Origin of the sequence: Tardiphaga sp. 42S5, assembly GCF_034044155.1 — a bacterium.
Taxonomy (GTDB): Bacteria; Pseudomonadota; Alphaproteobacteria; order Rhizobiales; family Xanthobacteraceae; genus Tardiphaga; species Tardiphaga robiniae.
This window is the reverse complement of sequence record NZ_CP139027.1, coordinates 6,229,078-6,248,817: the sequence shown is the minus strand read 5'-3', so window position 1 is coordinate 6,248,817 and position 19,740 is coordinate 6,229,078. Positions and strand designations below refer to the sequence as shown.

The following is a 19,740-nucleotide window of genomic DNA, read 5'->3' as shown; positions in this document are numbered from 1 at the left end:
CCCGCTTTCCTGGATTTCTTTCTTGGATTTCCTGCAAATCAGGCAAGGATTGGCCCTCCGCCGTCCTTGCTTGTCCGGGTTTGACCCGTTATAGACCCCACACCCGTAACGACCGGTTCTTAGGGCGCGTAGCTCAGCGGGAGAGCACTTCCTTGACATGGAAGGGGTCACAGGTTCGATCCCTGTCGCGCCCACCATCCAAAACCGTCGGCTAAATCCTCCGAACGATGCCAGATTGGCGCCTTTTTAGGCGTCGGGAGACGTTTCTTTCCCGAATGCTCCGCCTGGTGACAGTTTTATTTCGGAACCAGTCGTGTTCACGCCGTGACTCGGCTATAGCTCAACCGTCCAGCACTTTTCGACCGGAAGCTGATGCCAACGAAGACCCGGCCGGTAATCGGCGTGATCGGCAACGCGTATCGCATTGAGAACAGGTTCTCCGTCCAGGCGGTCGGAGAAAACAACCTTCGTGCGGTCGCGGAAGTGGCCAATGCCCTGCCGATGATGTTTGCCGGCACCCCCGACATCACCGATATCGGCCAGGTGCTCGATCTGGTCGATGGCATCCTGCTCACCGGCGCCCGTGCCAATGTCCACCCGACCCGGTTTGGCATGGAAGCCCATGCCCGTCACGAGCCCTATGACAATGGCCGCGATGCGGTGGCTCTGGCCATGATCGAAGCTTGTGTCGCGCGCGGGGTCCCGATCTTCGGCATCTGTCGCGGATTGCAAGAGATGAACGTTGCGTTCGGCGGTTCGCTGCATCCCGAGATCCGCGAGATTCCCGGCCGCATCAATCATCGCATGCCGCGGCTCGAGAATGGCGAGATCCATCCCGACCCTGCCGTCGTATTCGCCGATCGCCACGATGTGCATCTGACCAGCAACGGCACCTTCGCCAGCCTGTTGGGGCGCGAGACCATCACGGTCAATTCCCTGCATGGTCAGGGCATCGACATCCCCGGCGAGCGGGTGGTGATCGAGGGTATTGCCGAGGACGGCACGATCGAGGCCATCCGTATTGCCGATGCGCCGAGCTTCGCGCTCGGTGTGCAATGGCACGCCGAATATGACCCGCAGATCAATCCGATCAATCGTACGCTCTTTCAGGCCTTCGGCGAGGCGGTGGCTGGCCGGAGGCAGCGCGGCGTCACGGCTGCGGTCGCGCCGCTATCAGCACGCATGCGCTGAGCGCGGCTGCGACACAAAGCACGGCACCTGCGACCGTCGCTGCTGCAAATGCGGTGATCAGCGCCGGCCCCTTTGCCGCCATGACCGATCCGATCAGCGCCGTGACCACAAGGCCGCCCGTGCGTGCGACCGCGCTGTTGAAGCCCGATGCTGACCCGGTGTGACGCGCATCGACGGACATCAGCACGGCCGTCGTCAGAGGTGCGACAGCGCCAGCCATGCCGATGGCGATGACGACCATGGCGGGGAAGACGCTGGTCCAGTAGCTGGTGTCGGGACCGATTCGGAGCGCCAGCAAAAAACCCATCGCCACAATCACCGGTCCCAGCGTCAGCATGATCCTCGGGCTGGTTCTGGCTGCGAGCGAGCCAGCGAGCGGTGATGTCAAAGAGATGACCAGCGGTAAGGGCAGCAGCGCGGCACCGGCCTGTGTCGCGGTGTAGCCGGCTGCTTCGATCAGGAGAAAAGGCATCAGGACGAACAGCCCGCCGAGTGCGCCGTACAACAAGAAGGTCAGCAGTGTCAGGCCGACGAAGCTGGCGGACCCGAACAGTGCAAGCGGCATCATCGCGCGTTCGCCTTTGCGGCCTTCGATCCACACAAACACAAGCAAGAGCAGGAGGCCTGCGGCAAGCGCGCCAAGCGTGAAACCCGTCCAATCATGAGACGTAGCTTCGGTCAGACTCCAGGTTGTCAGGCCAAGTCCCGCAGTCGCGAGGATGGCGCCGAGACTATCGAGCGGCTCGTCGCTGTCGTGTCGATCGCGGGGGACGCCTAGCCAGGCAAGCGCCATTGCCGCCAATGCGATCGGCACATTGATGAGAAAGATGAGATGCCAGCTGCCGACGTCGATCAGCCATCCGCCCAACACCGGTCCGAGCGCGCCGGCGGCAGCGCCGCTGGCAGCCCAGATGCCGATAGCGCGGCCCTTGGCTTCGCCGGAAAACGTCTGGCCGAGGATCGCCAGGCTGTTCGGCATCAGCATCGCCGCGCTGATACCCTGCAGGAAACGCGCGGCCAGCAGCAGAGGCAGGCTGGGCGCCACAGCGCAGGCCAGCGAGGCCAGCGCAAACAGGCCAACGCCCCAGATCAGAAGTCTGCGGCGGCCGAAGCGGTCGCCTGCTGCACCGCCGAGCAAAAGAAGTGCACTAAGCGGCAACAGATAGGCATTGATCACCCATTGCAGGTCGACGGCATCAGCCTGAAAACTTGCTGCAATGGCCGGAAGTCCGACATTCACCACCGATCCGTCGATAAAGGCGAGGCTGGAGGCCAGAATCGTGGTGGCAATTACCAGGCCGGGATGGCTGATATCATCGATCTTTTCCATGGCGCCGGCGGCGCCTGCGTCACAAAGCGCATGCAGGGCGTTGCTCATGACCGGGTTGTACGGGAACGGGATGTCAGAACAAACTATTGTCGTCCGATCGGGCAATTCCGTTTTGGCCCCGATTGTGCAAGCATCCCGGGCGGTCGCGCCGGGACGCTCGGAAAGAGAGTCGTTCGGCGTGAGATCGGACTGTGTTGAGGAGAGGGACTATGAAACGAATTTTTCTGTTGGGGACCATGATCGCCGCGGCGGTCTGCACGACGCAGGCGGGCGCTCAGGAGCTCACCGGCACGCTCAAGAAGATCAAGGACACCGGCGCCATCACCATCGGCTTCCGCGATTCCTCGGTGCCGTTTTCTTATCTCGATGACAACCAGAAGCCCGTCGGCTTCGCCATGGACATCTGCTACAAGATCGTCGATGCGGTGAAGAAAGAGCTGAAGAACGACAAGATCGAGGTCAAGCTCAATCCGGTCACCTCGGCCACCCGTATTCCGCTGATTGCCAACGGCACCGTCGACCTCGAATGCGGCTCGACCACCAACAATGCCGATCGCCAGAAGCAGGTTGCCTTCACCAATACGCACTTCCTGACCGCCAGTCGCTTCGTCTCGAAGAAGGCCAGCAAGCTCGACAAGATCGACGATCTCAAGGGCAAGTCGGTGGTCTCGACCTCCGGCACCACCAATATCAAGCAGCTCACCGAAGCCAATGCCGCCCGCAATCTCGGCATCAACGTCATTCCCGCCAAGGATCACGCCGAAGCATTCCTGATGGTTGAGACCGACCGTGCTGTGGCCTTCGTAATGGATGACATCTTGCTTGCCAGCCTTGCTGCCGGTGCGCGCGATCCGAGTGCCTATGTGATCTCCAAGGACGCATTCTCCAAGGCCGAGCCTTACGGCATCATGCTGCGCAAGGACGATGCGCCGTTCAAGAAGGTTGTCGATGCGGCCACTGCCGAGCTCTACAAGAGCCCGGAAGGCGCCAAGATCTATGACAAGTGGTTCACGCAGAAGATCCCGCCCAAGGGTCTCAATCTGAACGTTCCGATGGGAGCCGAGCAGAAGAAGGCGTTCGCCAGCCCGTCGGATTCGCCTGATCCCGACGCCTACGCAGCCAACTAACTCTTGCTTACCTCTCCCCGCTTGCGGGGAGAGGTCGTCTTACATGCGCGTAGCGCGAGTAAGAAGGGTGAGGGGGAGGCAGCGAGTAAAACACTGGCTCCCCCTCACCCTTCTCGAACGATCTTCGGTCGTTCGATCCACCCTCCCCCCCCGCAGGCGGGGCGAGGGAAGAAGCAATGGCCCGGCCATTGCATGGGCTTTTGGCTTGGGGACGGCGCGTGGGGGTGAATGCGTGAACTATAACTGGAATTGGGGAATCTTCTGGGATCAGACGCCTGATGCGACGGGGACCTATTTTGGCTCGCTGATGAGCGGCCTTCAGGTCACGATCCTGCTCGCACTCTGCGCCTGGTTCATCGCGTTCGTCATGGGCTCTCTGATCGGCATCATGCGGACCCTGCCTGCGCGCTGGGCGGTGTTTGTCGGCAATGCCTATATCGAGATGTTCCGCAACATTCCGCTGCTGGTACAGCTCTTCATCTGGTTCTTCGTCATTCCCGAACTTTTGCCCGGCGATCTCGGCATCTGGATCAAGCAACTGCGCAACGGGCCGTTCATTGCGGCGATGCTCGGGCTTGGCTTCTATATGTCCTCGCGTGTCGCCGCACAGATCACCGCCGGCATCAATGCACTGCCAAAGGGCCAGCGCATGGCCGGCACGGCCATCGGCCTCACCACCTGGCAGACCTATCGCTACATCCTGCTTCCGCTGGCCTATCGCATCATCTTTCCGCCGCTGACCTCCGAATTCCTCAACACCATCAAGAACACGGCGCCCGCACTCACCATCGGTGTGCTTGAACTGACGGCACGGGCGCGGTCCATGCAGGAATTCTCGTTCCAGGTGTTCGAGGCCTTCTCGGCTGCGGCCGCCATCTACCTCGTCCTCAGCGCCGTCGTGACGATCGGAATGCGCATCCTTGAAAAGCGCCTGGCGATCCCCGGCTTCAACGAGGGGAAATAAGCGATGTTCAGCAATTTCGATTACGACGTCATCTGGCGCAGCCTGCCCTACCTGTTTCAGCAGGGCATGGCGTTCACTCTCACGCTGACGGCAATTGCGACGGTCTTCGGTCTCATCCTCGGCACCTTGATCGCGATGATGCGGCTGTCGTCCAGTGCCGTGCTGTCGGGTTTTGCGGTGAGCTACGTCAATCTGATGCGCTCGCTGCCGCTCGTGCTGGTGATCTTCCTGTTCTACTTCCTGATGCCCTATGTCGGGCAGTGGATCATCCGCTCCGATCAGCCCGTGCAGGTCGGTGCCTATGCATCGACCATCGTGACCTTCACGCTGTTCGAGGCAGCTTACTTCTCGGAGATCATGCGCGCCGGTATCCAGTCGGTGCCGCGGGGGCAGGTGATGGCCGGCTATGCCATCGGCCTCAACTATCGTGAGGTGATGCGCCATGTAGTGCTGCCGCAGGCGTTCCGCAACATGCTGCCGGTGATCTTCACCCAGACCATCGTGCTGTTCCAGGACACATCGCTGGTCTACGTGCTGTCGATCACGGATTTTCTGGGTGCCGCGTCCAAGGTCGCACAGCGCGACGGTCGTCTCACCGAAATGTATCTGTTCGCGGCGCTGGTCTACTTCCTGATCTGCTTCACCGCCTCGTTCTTTGTGAAGCGCTTGCAGAAGCGCATCAGTATCATTCGCTAGCCACTTTCGCTTTCAGTCTTTGCCTCCAACTGTCGGTTGCTCATCATGCCCATGATCACCATTGAAAAAGTCAGCAAGTGGTACAATCCGCAGTTCCAGGTGCTGAAGAACTGCACGACAGCTGTCGAGAAAGGCGAGGTGGTCGTCGTCTGCGGTCCTTCGGGCTCGGGCAAGTCGACGCTGATCAAGACCGTGAATGCGCTGGAGCCCGTGCAGGCGGGCACCATCATGGTCGATGGACTGAATGTGACGACGATGAAGAAGGACCTGCCGAAGCTGCGCTCGCGCGTCGGCATGGTGTTTCAGCACTTCGAACTGTTTCCGCATCTGAAGATCGTCGAGAACCTGTGTCTCGGCCAGACCATCGTGCTCGGCCGCTCCGAAGATGCGGCGAAGGCCAAGGCCATGAAGATGCTGGAGCGCGTCGGCCTCACGGCGCATGCGCAGAAATATCCCGGCCAGCTCTCCGGCGGTCAGCAGCAGCGCGTCGCCATTGCGCGCGCGCTGGTGATGGATCCGATCTGCATGCTGTTCGACGAACCGACCTCGGCGCTCGATCCCGAAATGATCAACGAAGTGCTCGATGTCATGGTCGAACTCGCCAAGGAAGGCATGACCATGATGGTGGTGACCCACGAAATGGGCTTCGCCAAGAAGGTCGCCAACCGCGTCATCTTCATGGATGCCGGTGAGATCGTCGAAGACGCGCAGAAGGAAGACTTCTTCGGCCATCCGCGCAGCGATCGGGCGCAGCAGTTCCTGTCGAAGATCCTCGCGCACTGACGCATGCAGTGTGGCGCTGGTGCCTCAAGTTTATGCAGATTCTTGAATGCTGCATGACGGGGCAATTAACGAATGTGTCAGAAATGGAGTGGTATCCTTCAACCGTGAGGGCGAGGGCCTGTTGGTCCGCTGATTGAACTCCACCGGAGCGATCGGGTCTTTGTCCTCACGGACAATTCCGCGACGCCCCGTTCTCTGCCTCTGCCCAATGCTTCTCTGACCGTCATCCAACGACCCGAGCCGAGGCTGCGCGAGCCATGCTTGCGCGCGTCCTGACTTGGCCCTTCTCCGGAAAGTGCATCGCATGATCAAGATCAACAGTGTCGGCAACAAATTGGGTCTTGCCGGTCTCGTTGGCATCTTGCTCTCGGCGGGCGTTGTCGCAAACCAGATGAGGACCGAGAGCGCGATCTCGGAGGTCAATCGTCTGGCTGATGTGCAGCAGAAAATCGCCGATAGCGCGATGGAGGCCGACGGCCAGATGCGCGCCATGCAGGTGGCCAGTCAAGGCCTACGTATGGCGATCACGACACCCGAGATTGACAAGAACGCGGCCGAGATCAGGGCCGCCAAGGCTGCACAAGACCGCATCATCGATGCCGCGTCCGCCCTGGCGATCAGGCAGGAATACAAGGACAATTTCGCGAAGATTAAATCGCTGACGTCAACCTATCTCGCCGCTGCCGACGAGATCGTCGGTCTGCAGAAGAAACTGCTCGAGCTCTATCGCAACCGCAACGTCGCCGTGATCGACTGGAACCGGCATCTCGACCAGCTGCGCCTCACCACTGCCGTGACCGAGGCGACGAACTGGCCTGAAGTCGATGGACAGCTCAAGATCGCGGACAATGCCATCAACGCTGTGCAGGCAGCCGCATGGCGTTATGCGTCGATGAATGAAGTCACGCAGAAGGGCCAGATCATTACCAAGGCCAAGATCCTCACCGATGCGCTGGCCAAGGCCAGCGTGTTCGAAGACAGCGAGCTCGTGCAGAGCGGCCTGATCCAGCTCGGCACCGACATGAAGAAGTTCATGACGGCCACCGATGAAGCGATCGGCAGTAACGACCAGAAGACCGATATCGTCCGCACCAAAATCACGCCCGCCGCTGCGGCAGCATCTCAACTGGTCGCGCAATCGGTCTCGTCGGCCAAGGCTGCGGTTGGAGAGGCCCGGGCGCAGGCCGCCGAGGAAATGGCACGATCCGGCCAGGTCAATCTCGCGCTCGGCCTCGCGGTCGTGCTGGTGCTGATCTGCACCATGGTGTTCTCTTTCGTCGGCGTTGCACGGCCGATGACGCGCCTGAACGGCGCCATGGGCAAGATGGCGGCCGGCGATCTCGATGTCGTGATCCCCGGCGCCAAGCGCGGCGACGAAATCGGCGATATCGCCAAGACAGTTACGGTCATTCGTGCAAATGCCGAACAGAAGGCGCGCGATGAGGCTGCGGCGCGCCTCGACCAGGACAGTCTGGTTGCAGCGTCGCGCAAGCGCGAAATGGTCGAGCTCGCCGGGTCGTTCGAACGCGCCGTCGGCAATATCGTCGACAACGTCTCCTCGGCGTCGAACAGACTCGAGGAGTCGGCGGGCGCGCTGACGGCAACGGCCGAACAGGCCAAGGAGCTGACCGCTGCAGTCGTTGCTGCATCGGACGAGGCATCCACCAATGTGCAGGCGGTTGCGTCATCGACTGAAGAGATGTCGTCATCGGTCAACGAGATCAGCCGGCAGGTCCAGGAATCTGCGAATATCGCCAACTCCGCCGTGGCGCAGGCGCGCAAGACCAATGACCGCGTGGCGGAGCTTGCCAAGGCCGCGGCCCGGATCGGCGATGTCGTCGAGCTCATCAATACCATTGCCGGCCAGACCAACCTGCTGGCGCTCAACGCCACCATCGAAGCGGCGCGCGCCGGCGATGCGGGCCGCGGCTTTGCGGTGGTTGCGTCCGAGGTGAAGGCGCTTGCCGAACAGACCGCCAAGGCGACGGGCGACATCAGCCACCAGATCAATGGCATCCAGGCGGCGACCCAGGAATCCGTCGGCGCTATCAAGGAGATCGGTGACACCATCGGCCGCATGTCCGAGATCGCCTCGACCATCGCCTCTGCTGTCGAGCAGCAGGGCGCGGCAACCCAGGAAATCTCGCGCAATGTTCAGCAGGCAGCGCAGGGCACGATGCAGGTGACGTCGAACATCACCGATGTACAGCGTGGCGCCAGCGCGACCGGATCAGCTTCGACGCAAGTGCTGTCCGCGGCGCAGTCGCTGTCCGGCGAAAGCGCGCGGCTCAAGCTCGAAGTCGGCAAGTTCTTGGACTCCGTCCGGGCCGCATAAATTCATGCTTCTCCCACGATGGGGAAGCAGCAACGAAGACGGCGCCCATCGCCGAAGCCAGATCAAGTCCTACCTAGGAAGCCAATGATGTCGCTGCTCAATCTCCGTATCCGCGGTCGCCTCTATGGTGGCTTCGGCGCGTTGGTCTTGTTTGGTCTCGCCAGTTCGGCATTTGCCGTCTGGCAGATGACGGAGGTTGGAACGCAGGTCGACTCCCTGAACATCCTTTCGGCCAACACGATCCGCGCCTCGGAGATCGCCTCCGAACTGCACGCGATCCGCGGTGCCGTGTTGCGCTATTCCTTCGATCAGGATGAAGCAGCGCTTGCGGACGCCGACAAGCGTCTCGCCGGGGTCACCGCCAGCCTGGACACGGTGATCAAGACCAGTCGTTCGGAAGAGCGCCGCGCCGCCTACCGCACGATCGAGAAGGACGTTGCCGCCGTGAAGGCGCAGCGCCAGGCGCTTGGCGAGGCCATCAAGCAGATGGTCGCCGGCCGGGAAGTGCTGCAGGAGGCCGGCGACAAGCTGTCATCCAGCCTGCGCAAGCTGGTGATCAGCACGCGCAACACCATGTATGGCCAGGGCTCGACCAAGCTCGAATCCGATACGCTCATGGTGCAGATTGCGAATTGGCGCTTCTTCGTCAGCCGCGACGAGAAACATATCGAATCTTTCAAGGATCATGTCCGCATCGCGGAGCAACAGATAGGCGAAATGGAGAAGATGCAGATGCCGCCGACGCTCAGCGCGTTGTTCGGCACCATCCGCAGCAACCTGAAGAGCTACGCCGCCCAGTTCGAGAAGGCTGCCGCCAGCCTGCAGACGGCAGACGGTATCTTCAACAAGTCGATCAGCCCGACCGTCGTGAAAGCGATCGGCAAGGTCGAGACCATCAAATCCGACATCCAGCAGGTTCAGTCGCAGACCGTCGCCGCAACCGGCAACCGGATGTCGATGACGAGCATGCTGCAGCAGATCGTGGCCGGCGTCGCCACCGTGATGGGCCTCGCGATCGCCTTCTTGATCGCGCGCGGCATTATTGGCCCACTGTCGGGCCTGACGGCTGGCATGAAGCGCCTCGCGGACGGCGATTTCAGCGTGGTGCTGCCGGGTCTCGCCCGCAAGGACGAAGTCGGCGACATGGCGCGTGCGGTCGAGACATTCAAGGTGCGGGCCGAGGAAAAGGCGCGTGCCGAGGCCGAAGCCAAGCTGACGCAGGACCAGCAGGCAGCGATTCAGCGCCGCCGGGACATGATCCGTCTCGCGGACGATTTCGAGGGCGCCGTCGGCAGCATCGTCGAGAACGTGTCATCGGCTTCGAGCCAGCTCGAAGAATCGGCAGGTGGACTGACTGCAACCGCCGAACAATCCCGCCAGCTCACCGCCATGGTGGCTGCGGCCTCCAACGAGGCGTCGACCAATGTGCAGGCGGTGGCATCCTCCACTGAAGAGATGTCGTCATCGGTCAACGAGATCAGCCGCCAGGTCCAGGAGTCGGCCAACATCGCCAACTCGGCCGTGGCACAGGCCCGCAAGACCAATGATCGCGTGGCTGAGCTTGCCAAGGCGGCCGCGCGGATCGGAGATGTTGTCGAGCTGATCAACACGATCGCCGGCCAGACCAATCTGCTGGCGCTCAATGCCACGATCGAAGCGGCGCGCGCTGGCGATGCCGGTCGCGGCTTCGCGGTCGTCGCATCGGAAGTGAAGGCGCTCGCCGAACAGACGGCCAGGGCAACAGGCGACATCAGTCATCAGATCTCCGGCATCCAGGCTGCGACTGAAGAGTCGGTCGGCGCCATCAAGGAAATAGGCGACACCATCGGCCGTATGTCGGAGATCGCATCGACCATCGCATCTGCTGTCGAGCAGCAGGGCGCGGCGACGCAGGAGATTTCGCGTAATGTCCAACAGGCCGCGCAAGGCACCATGCAGGTGAGCTCGAACATTCTGGATGTGGAGCGCGGAGCGAGCAACACGGGTTCAGCGTCGTCGCAGGTCCTGTCCGCTGCGCAATCGCTGTCCGGCGAAAGCGCGCGGTTGAAGCGCGAGGTCGGCAAGTTCCTGGATTCCGTTCGCGCGGCGTAGGACAAAACGTCACACGGTCACGCGCGTTCGCCTGACGAATAAAATACAACTAGCAAACAACCCGGATGCGTCATCGCATCCGGGTTGTTTGTTTTGGTGAGTCAAACGATGACACGCGCGACAAAAAGTCATTCCACTTTAAAGCGTTTGCGCGGCTGAAATTAACCTGAAGTTCTCGCAACCTGACGATGATCGGATTCGAGATTGCCTCTTGCGTTGCAGGCGCGATTCGCGACGTGCAAGGTCGGCTATCAGTGGTTCTCCCAAGAAGGGCACGTCGCATGTCGCTATTCAATCTCCGCATCCGTGGCAGGCTGTATGGGGGCTTCGGTGCGCTCGTCCTGTTCGGGTTGGGCATGGCAGGTTTCGCCGTATGGAAGCTCACGGAAATTCGTGACGACGTCTCGGCGATGAATGCCCAGTCAGCCAATGCGATGCGCTCGATGGAGATTTCGGCAGAACTCCAGGCGCTTCGCCGCGCGATGCTGCGCTATACGTTCGATCAGGATGAGGCGTCATTCGCTGAATCCGAGAAACTGCTGACGCAGGTTGGTGGCGTGTTGCAGGAGACGATCAAAGCGAGCTCGGAGGAGCGTCGCGGGGTCTATCGCGAAGTCGAGAAGACGATCGCCGATCTGAAGAACAGGCGCGTCGATCTCGGTGACACCGTCAAGGAGATGCTCGCCAGCCGCAAGGCGCTGCTTGCCGAAGGTGAAAAGCTTCAGGCCGACCTGAAGAAACTCGTGCTCGCGACGCGTAGCTCGCCATTCGCACAAGGGGCGACGACGCTGCAATCCGAAACTCTGTTGGTTCAGATGGCGAACTGGCGGTTCTTTGCAGGTCGCGACCAGGACAATGTGACGTTGTTTGCCAACAGCGTGAAGAACGCCCAGCAACAGATCGCGGAGATGGAAAAATTTGATATGGCGCCGAGTCTTTCAGCGCTGTTCGAATCGATCAAGAAAGGCCTGGTCAGCTATTCGAGCGGGTTCGATAAGGCGTCGGCCAGTCTGCTGAAGATGGATCAGCTCTATTACAATACGATCACGCCGATGGTGGTCAGCGCCATCCGCAAGACCGACGGCATCAAGGCCGCGATCCAGCAGGAGGTCGTGAGCGCGACGACAGCCAATGAGCAGCGCATTTCTGGCACGATCACGCTGCAGCAGATCGTGGCCGGCGCGGCGACCATCACCGGTCTGTTGATTGCGTTCCTGATCGCGCGCGGAATCATCCGTCCGCTGTCCGGCCTGACGGCGGGCATGAAGCAGCTCGCTGAGGGCAATTTCGGCGTGGTGCTGCCGGGGCTCGGCCGCAAGGACGAGGTCGGCGACATGGCGCAGGCTGTCGAGACCTTCAAGGTCAAGGCGGAAGAGAAAGCCCAGGCGGAAGCCGAGGCACGGATCACGCAGGATCAGGCGGCGGCCTTGCAACGCAAGCAGGACATGATCCGGCTCGCCGACGATTTCGAAGGTACGGTCGGTGAAATAGTCGAGGCGGTGTCGTCCGCGTCGACCGAATTGGAAGCCTCGGCCAGCACGCTGACGTCGACAGCGGATCGGTCGCAGCAGCTCACCACGGTCGTCGCGACGGCGTCGGAAGAAGCCTCCACCAACGTGCAGTCGGTGGCGTCCGCCACTGAGGAAATGGCGTCGTCCATCACCGAGATCGGCCGTCAGGTCCAGGAATCCGCGCGTATTGCCAATGAGGCCGTGGATCAGGCTCAGAAGACCAATGATCGCGTCGGCGAACTGTCGAAAGCTGCCGGCCGCATTGGCGCGGTGGTCGAGCTGATCAACACCATTGCGGGGCAGACCAACCTGCTGGCGCTCAATGCCACCATCGAGGCGGCACGTGCCGGCGATGCCGGCCGCGGCTTCGCAGTGGTCGCGTCCGAGGTGAAGGCGCTCGCTGAGCAGACCGCGAAGGCCACCGGCGAGATCAGCCAGCAGATCGCGAGCATCCAGACTGCGACCGATGATTCCGTATCGGCGATCCGCGAGATCGGCGCGACCATCGGCAAGATGTCGGAGATCGCGTCCACGATCGCTTCGGCTGTCGAAGAGCAGGGCGCGGCGACGCAGGAGATTTCCCGCAACGTGCAGCAGGCTGCGCAGGGTACGATGCAGGTCTCGTCCAACATCATCGACGTACAGCGCGGCGCGAGCGAGACTGGCGGCGCATCGTCTCAGGTGCTGTCGGCAGCGCAGTCGCTCTCGTCGGATAGCAACCGTCTGAAGCATGAAGTCAGTCGCTTCCTGAACTCGGTCCGCGCTGCTTGAGTTCCCCAACATCGAAATTTACCGGCTTGAGTAACGGTGCGTTCTCCGCACACCGCCACTCAAGCCGTTGTACGCTCCGAGAGAACTCTGGGTCTCGAAATATCCCGTACAGCGCAGCGCACGATGAGAGTACTGTCTGAAAAGCCCGAATTACTCAATTATCACTGCTGTACCGGCTTAATTTGAATGATCGTATCAGCGGCGCGTTAACGTTTGTGTCAGAAGCGCGGTGGTAGGTTCCTGCCCATGAGCAGGTGATTTGATCGATCATCGAACGTATCGCCTGCTCATATGAGCTGATGACGTTTCTCGTCCAGGATAGGCTCACGCCAAGCTCTGCGTGCCCGTCGGATTGCCGCCGGGCTGCGCCAAAAAAACGGGCGGTTCTTCAACTCTGTTCGCGCTGCCTAGGCCATGCGGAATCGGAACTTATCATTCTATCGAACGATAACAGGACGTCAGCCATGTTTTCGAAGATCTCTATCAAAGCCAAGATCACCATCGTTATTGCGTTTCTGTTGATCGCGATGACCGGGATGGGGGCACTTACCGTCAGCAAGATGCAGACGATCAACGCCAATGCGTCGGACATCCAGAAGAACTGGCTTCCAAGCGTCCGTGTTCTCGGCGGGCTGCGGGCGACGACCATCGATTATCGCAATCTGGTGCGCGCACACATCCTCGCAGCCAATGCTGACCAGATGCAGAAGACCGAGGCTGGTATCGACACCATCGTCAAGCGGGCCGCCGATGAGCGGACTGCCTATGACAAGCTGATATCGAGCCCCGAAGAGCGCGCAATCTTCAACGACTGGAGCAAGGAGTGGGACAACTACGTATCACGCAGCCAGGAAGTCTTCGCGCTCGACCGCAAGAATCTCGGCAAAGGCAGTCAGGCAGCCCATGAGCTCAATCTGAATGTCATCAACCCGCTGGGATCAAAAGCCGACTTCGTCCTGCGCAAGGCCATCGAATTCAACGACAAGGGCGCGGCGGCATCGGGACAGAAGGCCGATGACAGCTATGGCTCGGCGCTGATGACGGTGATCGCGATCATTGCAGTGACCACGGTCATTGGCATCGGTGTCGGCGTCTATCTGGTTAAGGACGTGTCCTCGGGCATCGCATCGATCGTCAGGCCGATGCAGGCGCTGAGCACCGGCGATCTCACAGCGCATGTGGCGCATCAGGGCGAGAAGACCGAGATCGGCGCGATGGCCGACACGCTTCAGGTGTTCAAGCAGGCGCTGATCGACAAACGCGCGGCGGATGAAGCAGCTTCTGCCGACGCCGAAGCCAAGATCGAGCGCGGCCGCCGCGTTGACAACATCACCCGCGAATTCGAATCGATGATCGGCGAGATTGTGGAGACCGTATCGTCGGCATCGACCGAACTCGAAGCCTCCGCAAGCACGCTGACCGCGACGGCCGAACGTTCCCAGGACCTGGCCACCACAGTGGCGGCAGCGTCCGAAGAAGCTTCCACCAACGTCCAGTCGGTGGCATCGGCCACTGAAGAAATGGCCTCGTCGGTCAACGAGATCAGCCGGCAGGTGCAGGAGTCGGCGAGCATCGCCAATCAGGCGGTCGACCAGGCGCGCCGCACCAACGATCGCGTCAGCGAACTCGCCAGCGCTGCGTCGCGCATCGGGGACGTCGTCGAGCTCATCAACAATATCGCCGGCCAGACAAATCTGCTGGCGCTCAATGCGACCATCGAGGCGGCGCGTGCTGGTGAAGCGGGCCGGGGCTTCGCGGTCGTGGCTTCCGAAGTGAAGGCACTCGCTGAGCAGACTGCCAAGGCGACTGGCGAGATTTCGACGCAGATTTCCGGTATCCAGGCGGCGACGCAGGAATCGGTCGGCGCCATCAAGGAGATCGGCGACACCATCGGCCGCATGTTCGAAATTGCCTCGACCATCGCATCGGCGGTGGAAGAGCAGGGTGCCGCGACGCAGGAGATTTCGCGTAACGTCCAGCAAGCGGCACAGGGTACCATGCAGGTCTCGTCGAACATCACCGATGTGCAGCGCGGAGCGTCCGAGACCGGCTCTGCGTCGTCGCAGGTGCTTTCGGCCGCGCGTTCGCTGTCATCGGACAGCACACGTCTCAAGAACGAAGTGGGCAAGTTCCTGAACTCAGTCCGCGCTGCCTAACGGGCTTGAACACAAGTGTACAATGGCAAAAGCCGGCGCGTGAGCGTCGGCTTTCTTGCGCGATAATGTTGTTATGCGCGTGCGCCACGCTCGTTCAAGAAGCCATGCACAAGAAGCAGTCATGATGCACCGCTCCTTAACTTTATCGGGACAATCTCGATCACGAGATCGTTGATCGCTGAAAGCTATCGACGCTCGGCCGGCAGCTCCAATGCATGCCGCGTCTTCAAACCCAGAAAATGCCATTCGTGCAGTTGCGCGCCAACGGTCGAAAACCGAGGGACCATCACCTATGTTTGCCAGCCTGTCCATCCGCACCAAGATCACTCTTGTCGTCTCGTTCCTGCTGCTCGCCATGTCTGCGATGGGCGCGCTGGCCATCAAGCAGATGTACACCATCAACGGAGCGACGTCCGATATCGTCACAAGCTGGCTGCCGAGCGTGCGTTCTTTGGGTGAAGTCCGCGCTGCAACGATCAGCTATCGTTCTGTGGTTCGCGGACATCTGCTTGCAACGGATGCCGCAGATACGAAGGTCCAGGACGACACGCTGGTGCGTTACGCCGAGATGCTCGACAAGGCGCGCAAGACGTATGAGCCGATGATTTCGTCGCCCGAGGAACGCGCGATGTACAACGAATTCAGCAAGCTTTGGAGCGAATATATCGTCGCATTGCAGCCGGTTCTTGCATTGTCGCGCAAGAACGCTCGTGATGAAGCGCGAGATATGAACGTGAAGGTCAACCAGATTGGCTTCAAGGCGGACGAAGCCCTGCAGAAGGATGTCGAGCTCAACAACAAGGGAGCTTTGGCGGCCGGAGAACTTGCGACGGACAGCTTTGGGGGCGCCATCAAGATGGTGATCGGTTCGCTCTTGTTTGCGGTTGTTGTCGGCGTCGGTGCGGCTATCTTGCTGGTGCGCGATGTCTCCGCCGGCATTACGTCGATCGTGCTGCCGATGCAGGCGCTTGGCACAGGAGATCTGTCAGCAAATGTCCCGCATCAGGGCGAGAAGACCGAAATCGGTACGATGGCGGATTCGCTGCAGGTGTTCAAACAGGCGCTGATCGACAAGCGCGCGGCGGATGAAACCGCCGCGGCCGATGCGGAAGCCAAGATCGAGCGCGGCCGCCGCGTCGACAGCATCACCCGCAATTTCGAATCGATGATCGGCGAGATTGTCGAGACGGTGTCGTCGGCATCGACCGAACTGGAAGCCTCGGCAGGTACGCTGACCGCCACGGCGGAGCGCTCGCAGGAATTGACCACGACGGTTGCCGCAGCCTCCGAGGAAGCATCGACCAATGTGCAGTCAGTGGCATCGGCGACTGAGGAGATGGCCTCGTCGGTCAACGAGATCAGCCGTCAGGTGCAAGAGTCGGCTGCGATCGCAGGACAGGCGGTGGATCAGGCGCGCAAGACCAATGATCGCGTCGGCGAGCTCGCCAGCGCTGCAGCGCGCATTGGGGACGTCGTCGAGCTCATCAACAATATCGCCGGCCAGACAAACCTGCTGGCGCTCAACGCAACCATCGAGGCGGCGCGTGCCGGTGAAGCGGGCCGGGGCTTCGCGGTCGTGGCTTCCGAAGTGAAGGCACTTGCTGAGCAGACCGCCAAGGCGACCGGCGAGATCTCGACGCAGATTTCCGGTATCCAGGCGGCGACGCAGGAATCGGTCGGCGCCATCAAGGAAATCGGCGACACCATCGGCCGGATGTCCGAGATTGCTTCGACCATCGCATCGGCGGTGGAAGAGCAGGGTGCCGCGACGCAGGAGATTTCGCGTAACGTCCAGCAGGCGGCGCAGGGCACGATGCAGGTCTCGTCGAACATCACCGACGTGCAGCGTGGCGCAACAGAGACTGGATCTGCCTCGACTCAGGTTCTGGCTGCAGCGCAATCACTGTCCTCGGACAGCACGCGACTGAAGGACGAAGTCAGCAAGTTCCTGAACGCGGTGCGGGCGGCTTGATCATGGCTTGTAGGGTGGGCAAAGGCGTTCTTGCGCCGTGCCCACCGCAGCGCTTTCGATGCTGGTGGCGGGCACGCTGTGCTTTTGCCCGCCCTGCGAATGTCGAGCGTTCTATCTCGTACTCGCCGACACCAGCCCCGCGATATCCATATAGGTCCGCACCAGCGGCGCGACGAAACGATGCGCCGATGTCTTAGACACCAGCGTATCGTGCAGGATCAGATGATCGATGCCGGTATTGATGAAACACGCCATGGCATCGCGCGGGGTCTCGACAATCGGCTCGCCCTTCACGTTGAATGACGTGTTGAGCAGCACAGGCACGCCGGTGAGCGCATAGAATTCCTTCAGCAGTCGATAGAGCACCGGGTTGGTGTCGTCCGTGACGGTCTGGATGCGCGCCGTTCCATCGATATGCACGATGGCCGGAATCTTCTCGCGCCATTCGGGGCGCACCGGGGCGGCGATCAGCATAAACGGCGAATCCTGATCGCCTTCGAAAATCTCTCTGGCGCGCTCGGCGAGCACAATCGGCGCGAATGGCCGGAACGGCTGACGATGTTTCACGCGTGAATTAATGATGTCCTTCATCTCCGGTCGGCGCGGATCGGCGATGATGCTGCGATTGCCGAGCGCGCGGGGGCCGTATTCCGAGCGACCCTGAAACCAGCCGATCACTTTCTGGTCGGCGAGCAGCTTGGCCGTATCGCGGCAGATATTGTCGCTGCGCACCGCGCTGGTCTGCGCCTTGACGAGTGTGCGCTGGGTCGCTGTCTCGACGTCGCGATCGGTGTAAGTCTTTCCCGTGTAGGAATGCGTCATCACATAGGAGCGCGGCTGCTTCTGTACCTCCAGCAGGCCGTAATAGGCGCAGCCGATGGCGATGCCGTTGTCGCCGGCAGCGGGCTGGATCCAGACATTTTCGAAGCCGGCTTCGCGGGCGATGCGGCCATTGGCGACGCAATTGAGCGCGACGCCGCCGGCGATGCAAAGGTTCTTCGCGCCGGTCGTTTCGCGCAGCCAGCGGGCGCGGGCGAGCAGCACCTTCTCGGTGTCGTCCTGAACCCGCCAGGCGAGATCCTCCCAATGCCGCATCGACGGATGGGTGTCCCACTTGCCGTCGCTGTCGGCGATATAGGGCTGGTTATATTCGGGGGTCCAGCGCGGCACGCTGAGCACGTTGTCGGTGATGTCCATCAGCGGCTTGACCTGGTCGCGGCGGCCATAGGGCGCGAGCCCCATCAGTTCACCGCATTTGTTCCAGTCGCCGAACACATAGGTCGACGCGCGGCTGTAAAGCGCCCCGAGGCCTGGCATGTTGTAGAATTCGTCGCTGAGGAAGCCGCGGTCCGGCTCCATCCAGACCTTCTTCAGGCAATCGAGCTGCGTACCCTTGAACGTGTAATAGCTCTCGGATTCCCGGGCGAGCTTTGAACCCGGCTCGCCGTCCGGATAGGTCTCCATGACGTCGGAGCGATAGCTGCCGACGCCGTCGACGATCATGATCGCGCCCTCCTCGAAGGGGCAGACGGCGAATGCGCTATAGGCGTGCGCCAGATGATGCGAGATCGTTTTGACCTTGCCGGTGCGCGCCCGAAACAGCGGATGGACGCTGGCGTCCTGCCGTTCATATTCGGGCAGGAAGCCCGGCATGTCCTGATAGATCAGGCGGTCTTCCATCTCCGGAACCGGCAGGATGTAGCAATTGCTCACCACCAGGTCGACGTCGTCCAGCGTGATGCCTTCGGCGTCGAGGACGTAGTCGATCACTTCCTTGTAGAACCCCGTCGCGTGTTTCTCGCGGGTAATCCGCTCCTTCTCGATCGCATAGGCCAGCGCGCCGTTGCGCAGCAGGCAGGCGCTGACGTCGTGATCGTAGGTGTTGAGACCGAGGATGTAGCTGGGTTTGGGCATGAATCAGCTTCTGACAATTCGCGGGAAGGGACGAATGATGGGATCGAGCTGCTAACGCAGACGCGGCGGGTGGGGCTGACCGCATATTCGCAGTTGCGAGGTGCAGCGATCAGCATAGTGCGAGGCAATATGAAGAGAAGATGAACGCAGGAGGTCAAAAGCGAGGTGACGCGTGAAGGTGCGCATTCGTTCGTAGTGACAGCGTTGCCGGCAACTTGACCGGCGTTCGAGCTTGACCCTATTGTAAGTTGTTCGTGCGTGCACGCCTTGTGATGGCCATATTACTATTCTGGTTTCAGCACCTGTGTGAATCAAGAATTGCTCACTGAACGATTCGAGGCCGGAAGCATTCTAAAGCCGTGCTTCTGCAGAATGGGAGTTCCTAAGAATGGCTCAAACCAAAACGACGCGCCATAATATCGTGACCCGCTGCCTGGCAGCGATGGCGCTTGTGTCTGTCTACTGTGTTGGTCTGATCGGCGCATCCACGGTGTTGCTCACCACGAGCAGCACCTCGGCCGAGGCCCGTGGCGGTGGTCGCGGTCGTGGCGGCGGCGGTTGGGGCCGTGGACGCGGTGGCGGCTTCTATCGTGGCGGCGGTCGTGGCTATGGTCGCGGTTATGGCTTCTACGGTGGACCGCGCTTTGTGGCGCCGGGCTGCTATTTCAGCCGTCGCTGGGGCCGGGTGGTCTGCCCGTACTAAGTCATAAGCGCTACGGCGCTGAATGAACGAGATAGAGAGGCGCGCCGGGTAACCGGGGCGCCTTTTGCTTTCCAGGCTCGCCTTTCTCCACGAAACGGGCCTCTCCTTCGGGAATGATTTGTTGAAAGCTACCCTCCTTGCACAATGCTGAGGTCGCTTTTGGCATGCCATCTTGTGTTTTCTCATCCAAATTCCA

Annotated in this window: 13 protein-coding genes and 1 tRNA gene; 12 read left to right on the top strand and 2 right to left on the bottom strand. The window is 61.0% G+C overall.

The window, feature by feature from the left end; translation table 11 throughout:
• The first annotated feature begins 122 nt into the window (after positions 1-122).
• A tRNA-Val gene (locus tag SFY93_RS29145) sits at positions 123-197 on the top strand.
• Between the two features lie 175 nt (positions 198-372).
• Positions 373-1,191 carry a gamma-glutamyl-gamma-aminobutyrate hydrolase family protein gene (locus tag SFY93_RS29140; RefSeq protein WP_320445546.1) on the top strand — a complete coding sequence of 273 codons (819 nt, stop codon included), beginning with the start codon at positions 373-375 and terminating at the stop codon, positions 1,189-1,191.
• Here the strand turns inward: SFY93_RS29140 and SFY93_RS29135 are convergent.
• Positions 1,151-2,569, bottom strand: coding sequence for a DHA2 family efflux MFS transporter permease subunit (locus SFY93_RS29135; protein ID WP_320445545.1), 1,419 nt, complete (start codon positions 2,567-2,569; stop codon positions 1,151-1,153). The genes SFY93_RS29140 and SFY93_RS29135 overlap by 41 nt on opposite strands.
• A gap of 161 nt (positions 2,570-2,730) precedes the next feature.
• On the opposite strand from SFY93_RS29135, the gene SFY93_RS29130 reads away from it, so the two are divergent.
• From SFY93_RS29130 to SFY93_RS29090, 9 genes are all read left to right on the top strand, one after another.
• On the top strand, positions 2,731-3,648 hold the full coding sequence (locus SFY93_RS29130) for an amino acid ABC transporter substrate-binding protein (protein ID WP_092145870.1): 918 nt from the start codon (positions 2,731-2,733) through the stop codon (positions 3,646-3,648).
• 232 nt (positions 3,649-3,880) lie between these two features.
• The gene (locus SFY93_RS29125) at positions 3,881-4,612 is read left to right on the top strand and encodes an amino acid ABC transporter permease (protein WP_089265827.1); all 732 of its coding nucleotides are present in this window, start codon (positions 3,881-3,883) and stop codon (positions 4,610-4,612) included.
• Between the two features lie 3 nt (positions 4,613-4,615).
• A complete protein-coding gene (locus SFY93_RS29120; protein WP_068728918.1) occupies positions 4,616-5,308 on the top strand; it encodes an amino acid ABC transporter permease in 693 nt (230 codons plus the stop codon).
• Between the two features lie 51 nt (positions 5,309-5,359).
• Positions 5,360-6,091 (top strand): amino acid ABC transporter ATP-binding protein, encoded by a 732-nt coding sequence (locus SFY93_RS29115; RefSeq protein ID WP_320447879.1) that lies wholly within the window; start codon positions 5,360-5,362, stop codon positions 6,089-6,091.
• A gap of 304 nt (positions 6,092-6,395) precedes the next feature.
• Positions 6,396-8,426 carry a methyl-accepting chemotaxis protein gene (locus SFY93_RS29110; protein WP_320445544.1) on the top strand — a complete coding sequence of 677 codons (2,031 nt, stop codon included), beginning with the start codon at positions 6,396-6,398 and terminating at the stop codon, positions 8,424-8,426.
• 87 nt (positions 8,427-8,513) lie between these two features.
• A complete protein-coding gene (locus SFY93_RS29105) occupies positions 8,514-10,517 on the top strand; it encodes a HAMP domain-containing methyl-accepting chemotaxis protein (RefSeq protein WP_414717011.1) in 2,004 nt (667 codons plus the stop codon).
• Between the two features lie 281 nt (positions 10,518-10,798).
• A complete protein-coding gene (locus SFY93_RS29100; RefSeq protein WP_320445542.1) occupies positions 10,799-12,799 on the top strand; it encodes a methyl-accepting chemotaxis protein in 2,001 nt (666 codons plus the stop codon).
• A 464-nt stretch (positions 12,800-13,263) separates the two neighbouring features.
• Entirely contained in the window at positions 13,264-14,955 is a 1,692-nt protein-coding gene (locus SFY93_RS29095; protein ID WP_320445541.1) for a methyl-accepting chemotaxis protein, read from the top strand.
• 292 nt (positions 14,956-15,247) lie between these two features.
• Positions 15,248-16,927 carry a methyl-accepting chemotaxis protein gene (locus tag SFY93_RS29090; protein ID WP_320445540.1) on the top strand — a complete coding sequence of 560 codons (1,680 nt, stop codon included), beginning with the start codon at positions 15,248-15,250 and terminating at the stop codon, positions 16,925-16,927.
• Between the two features lie 111 nt (positions 16,928-17,038).
• Here the strand turns inward: SFY93_RS29090 and SFY93_RS29085 are convergent, their stop codons facing one another.
• Positions 17,039-18,841: a carbamoyltransferase family protein gene (locus tag SFY93_RS29085; RefSeq protein ID WP_320445539.1), complete on the bottom strand. Its 1,803-nt coding sequence runs from the start codon at positions 18,839-18,841 to the stop codon at positions 17,039-17,041.
• Positions 18,842-19,229: 388 nt separating this feature from the next.
• Here SFY93_RS29085 and SFY93_RS29080 point away from each other — a divergent pair, with 388 nt between their 5' ends.
• On the top strand, positions 19,230-19,544 hold the full coding sequence (locus SFY93_RS29080) for a hypothetical protein (RefSeq protein ID WP_089265834.1): 315 nt from the start codon (positions 19,230-19,232) through the stop codon (positions 19,542-19,544).
• Positions 19,545-19,740: the final 196 nt, after the last annotated feature.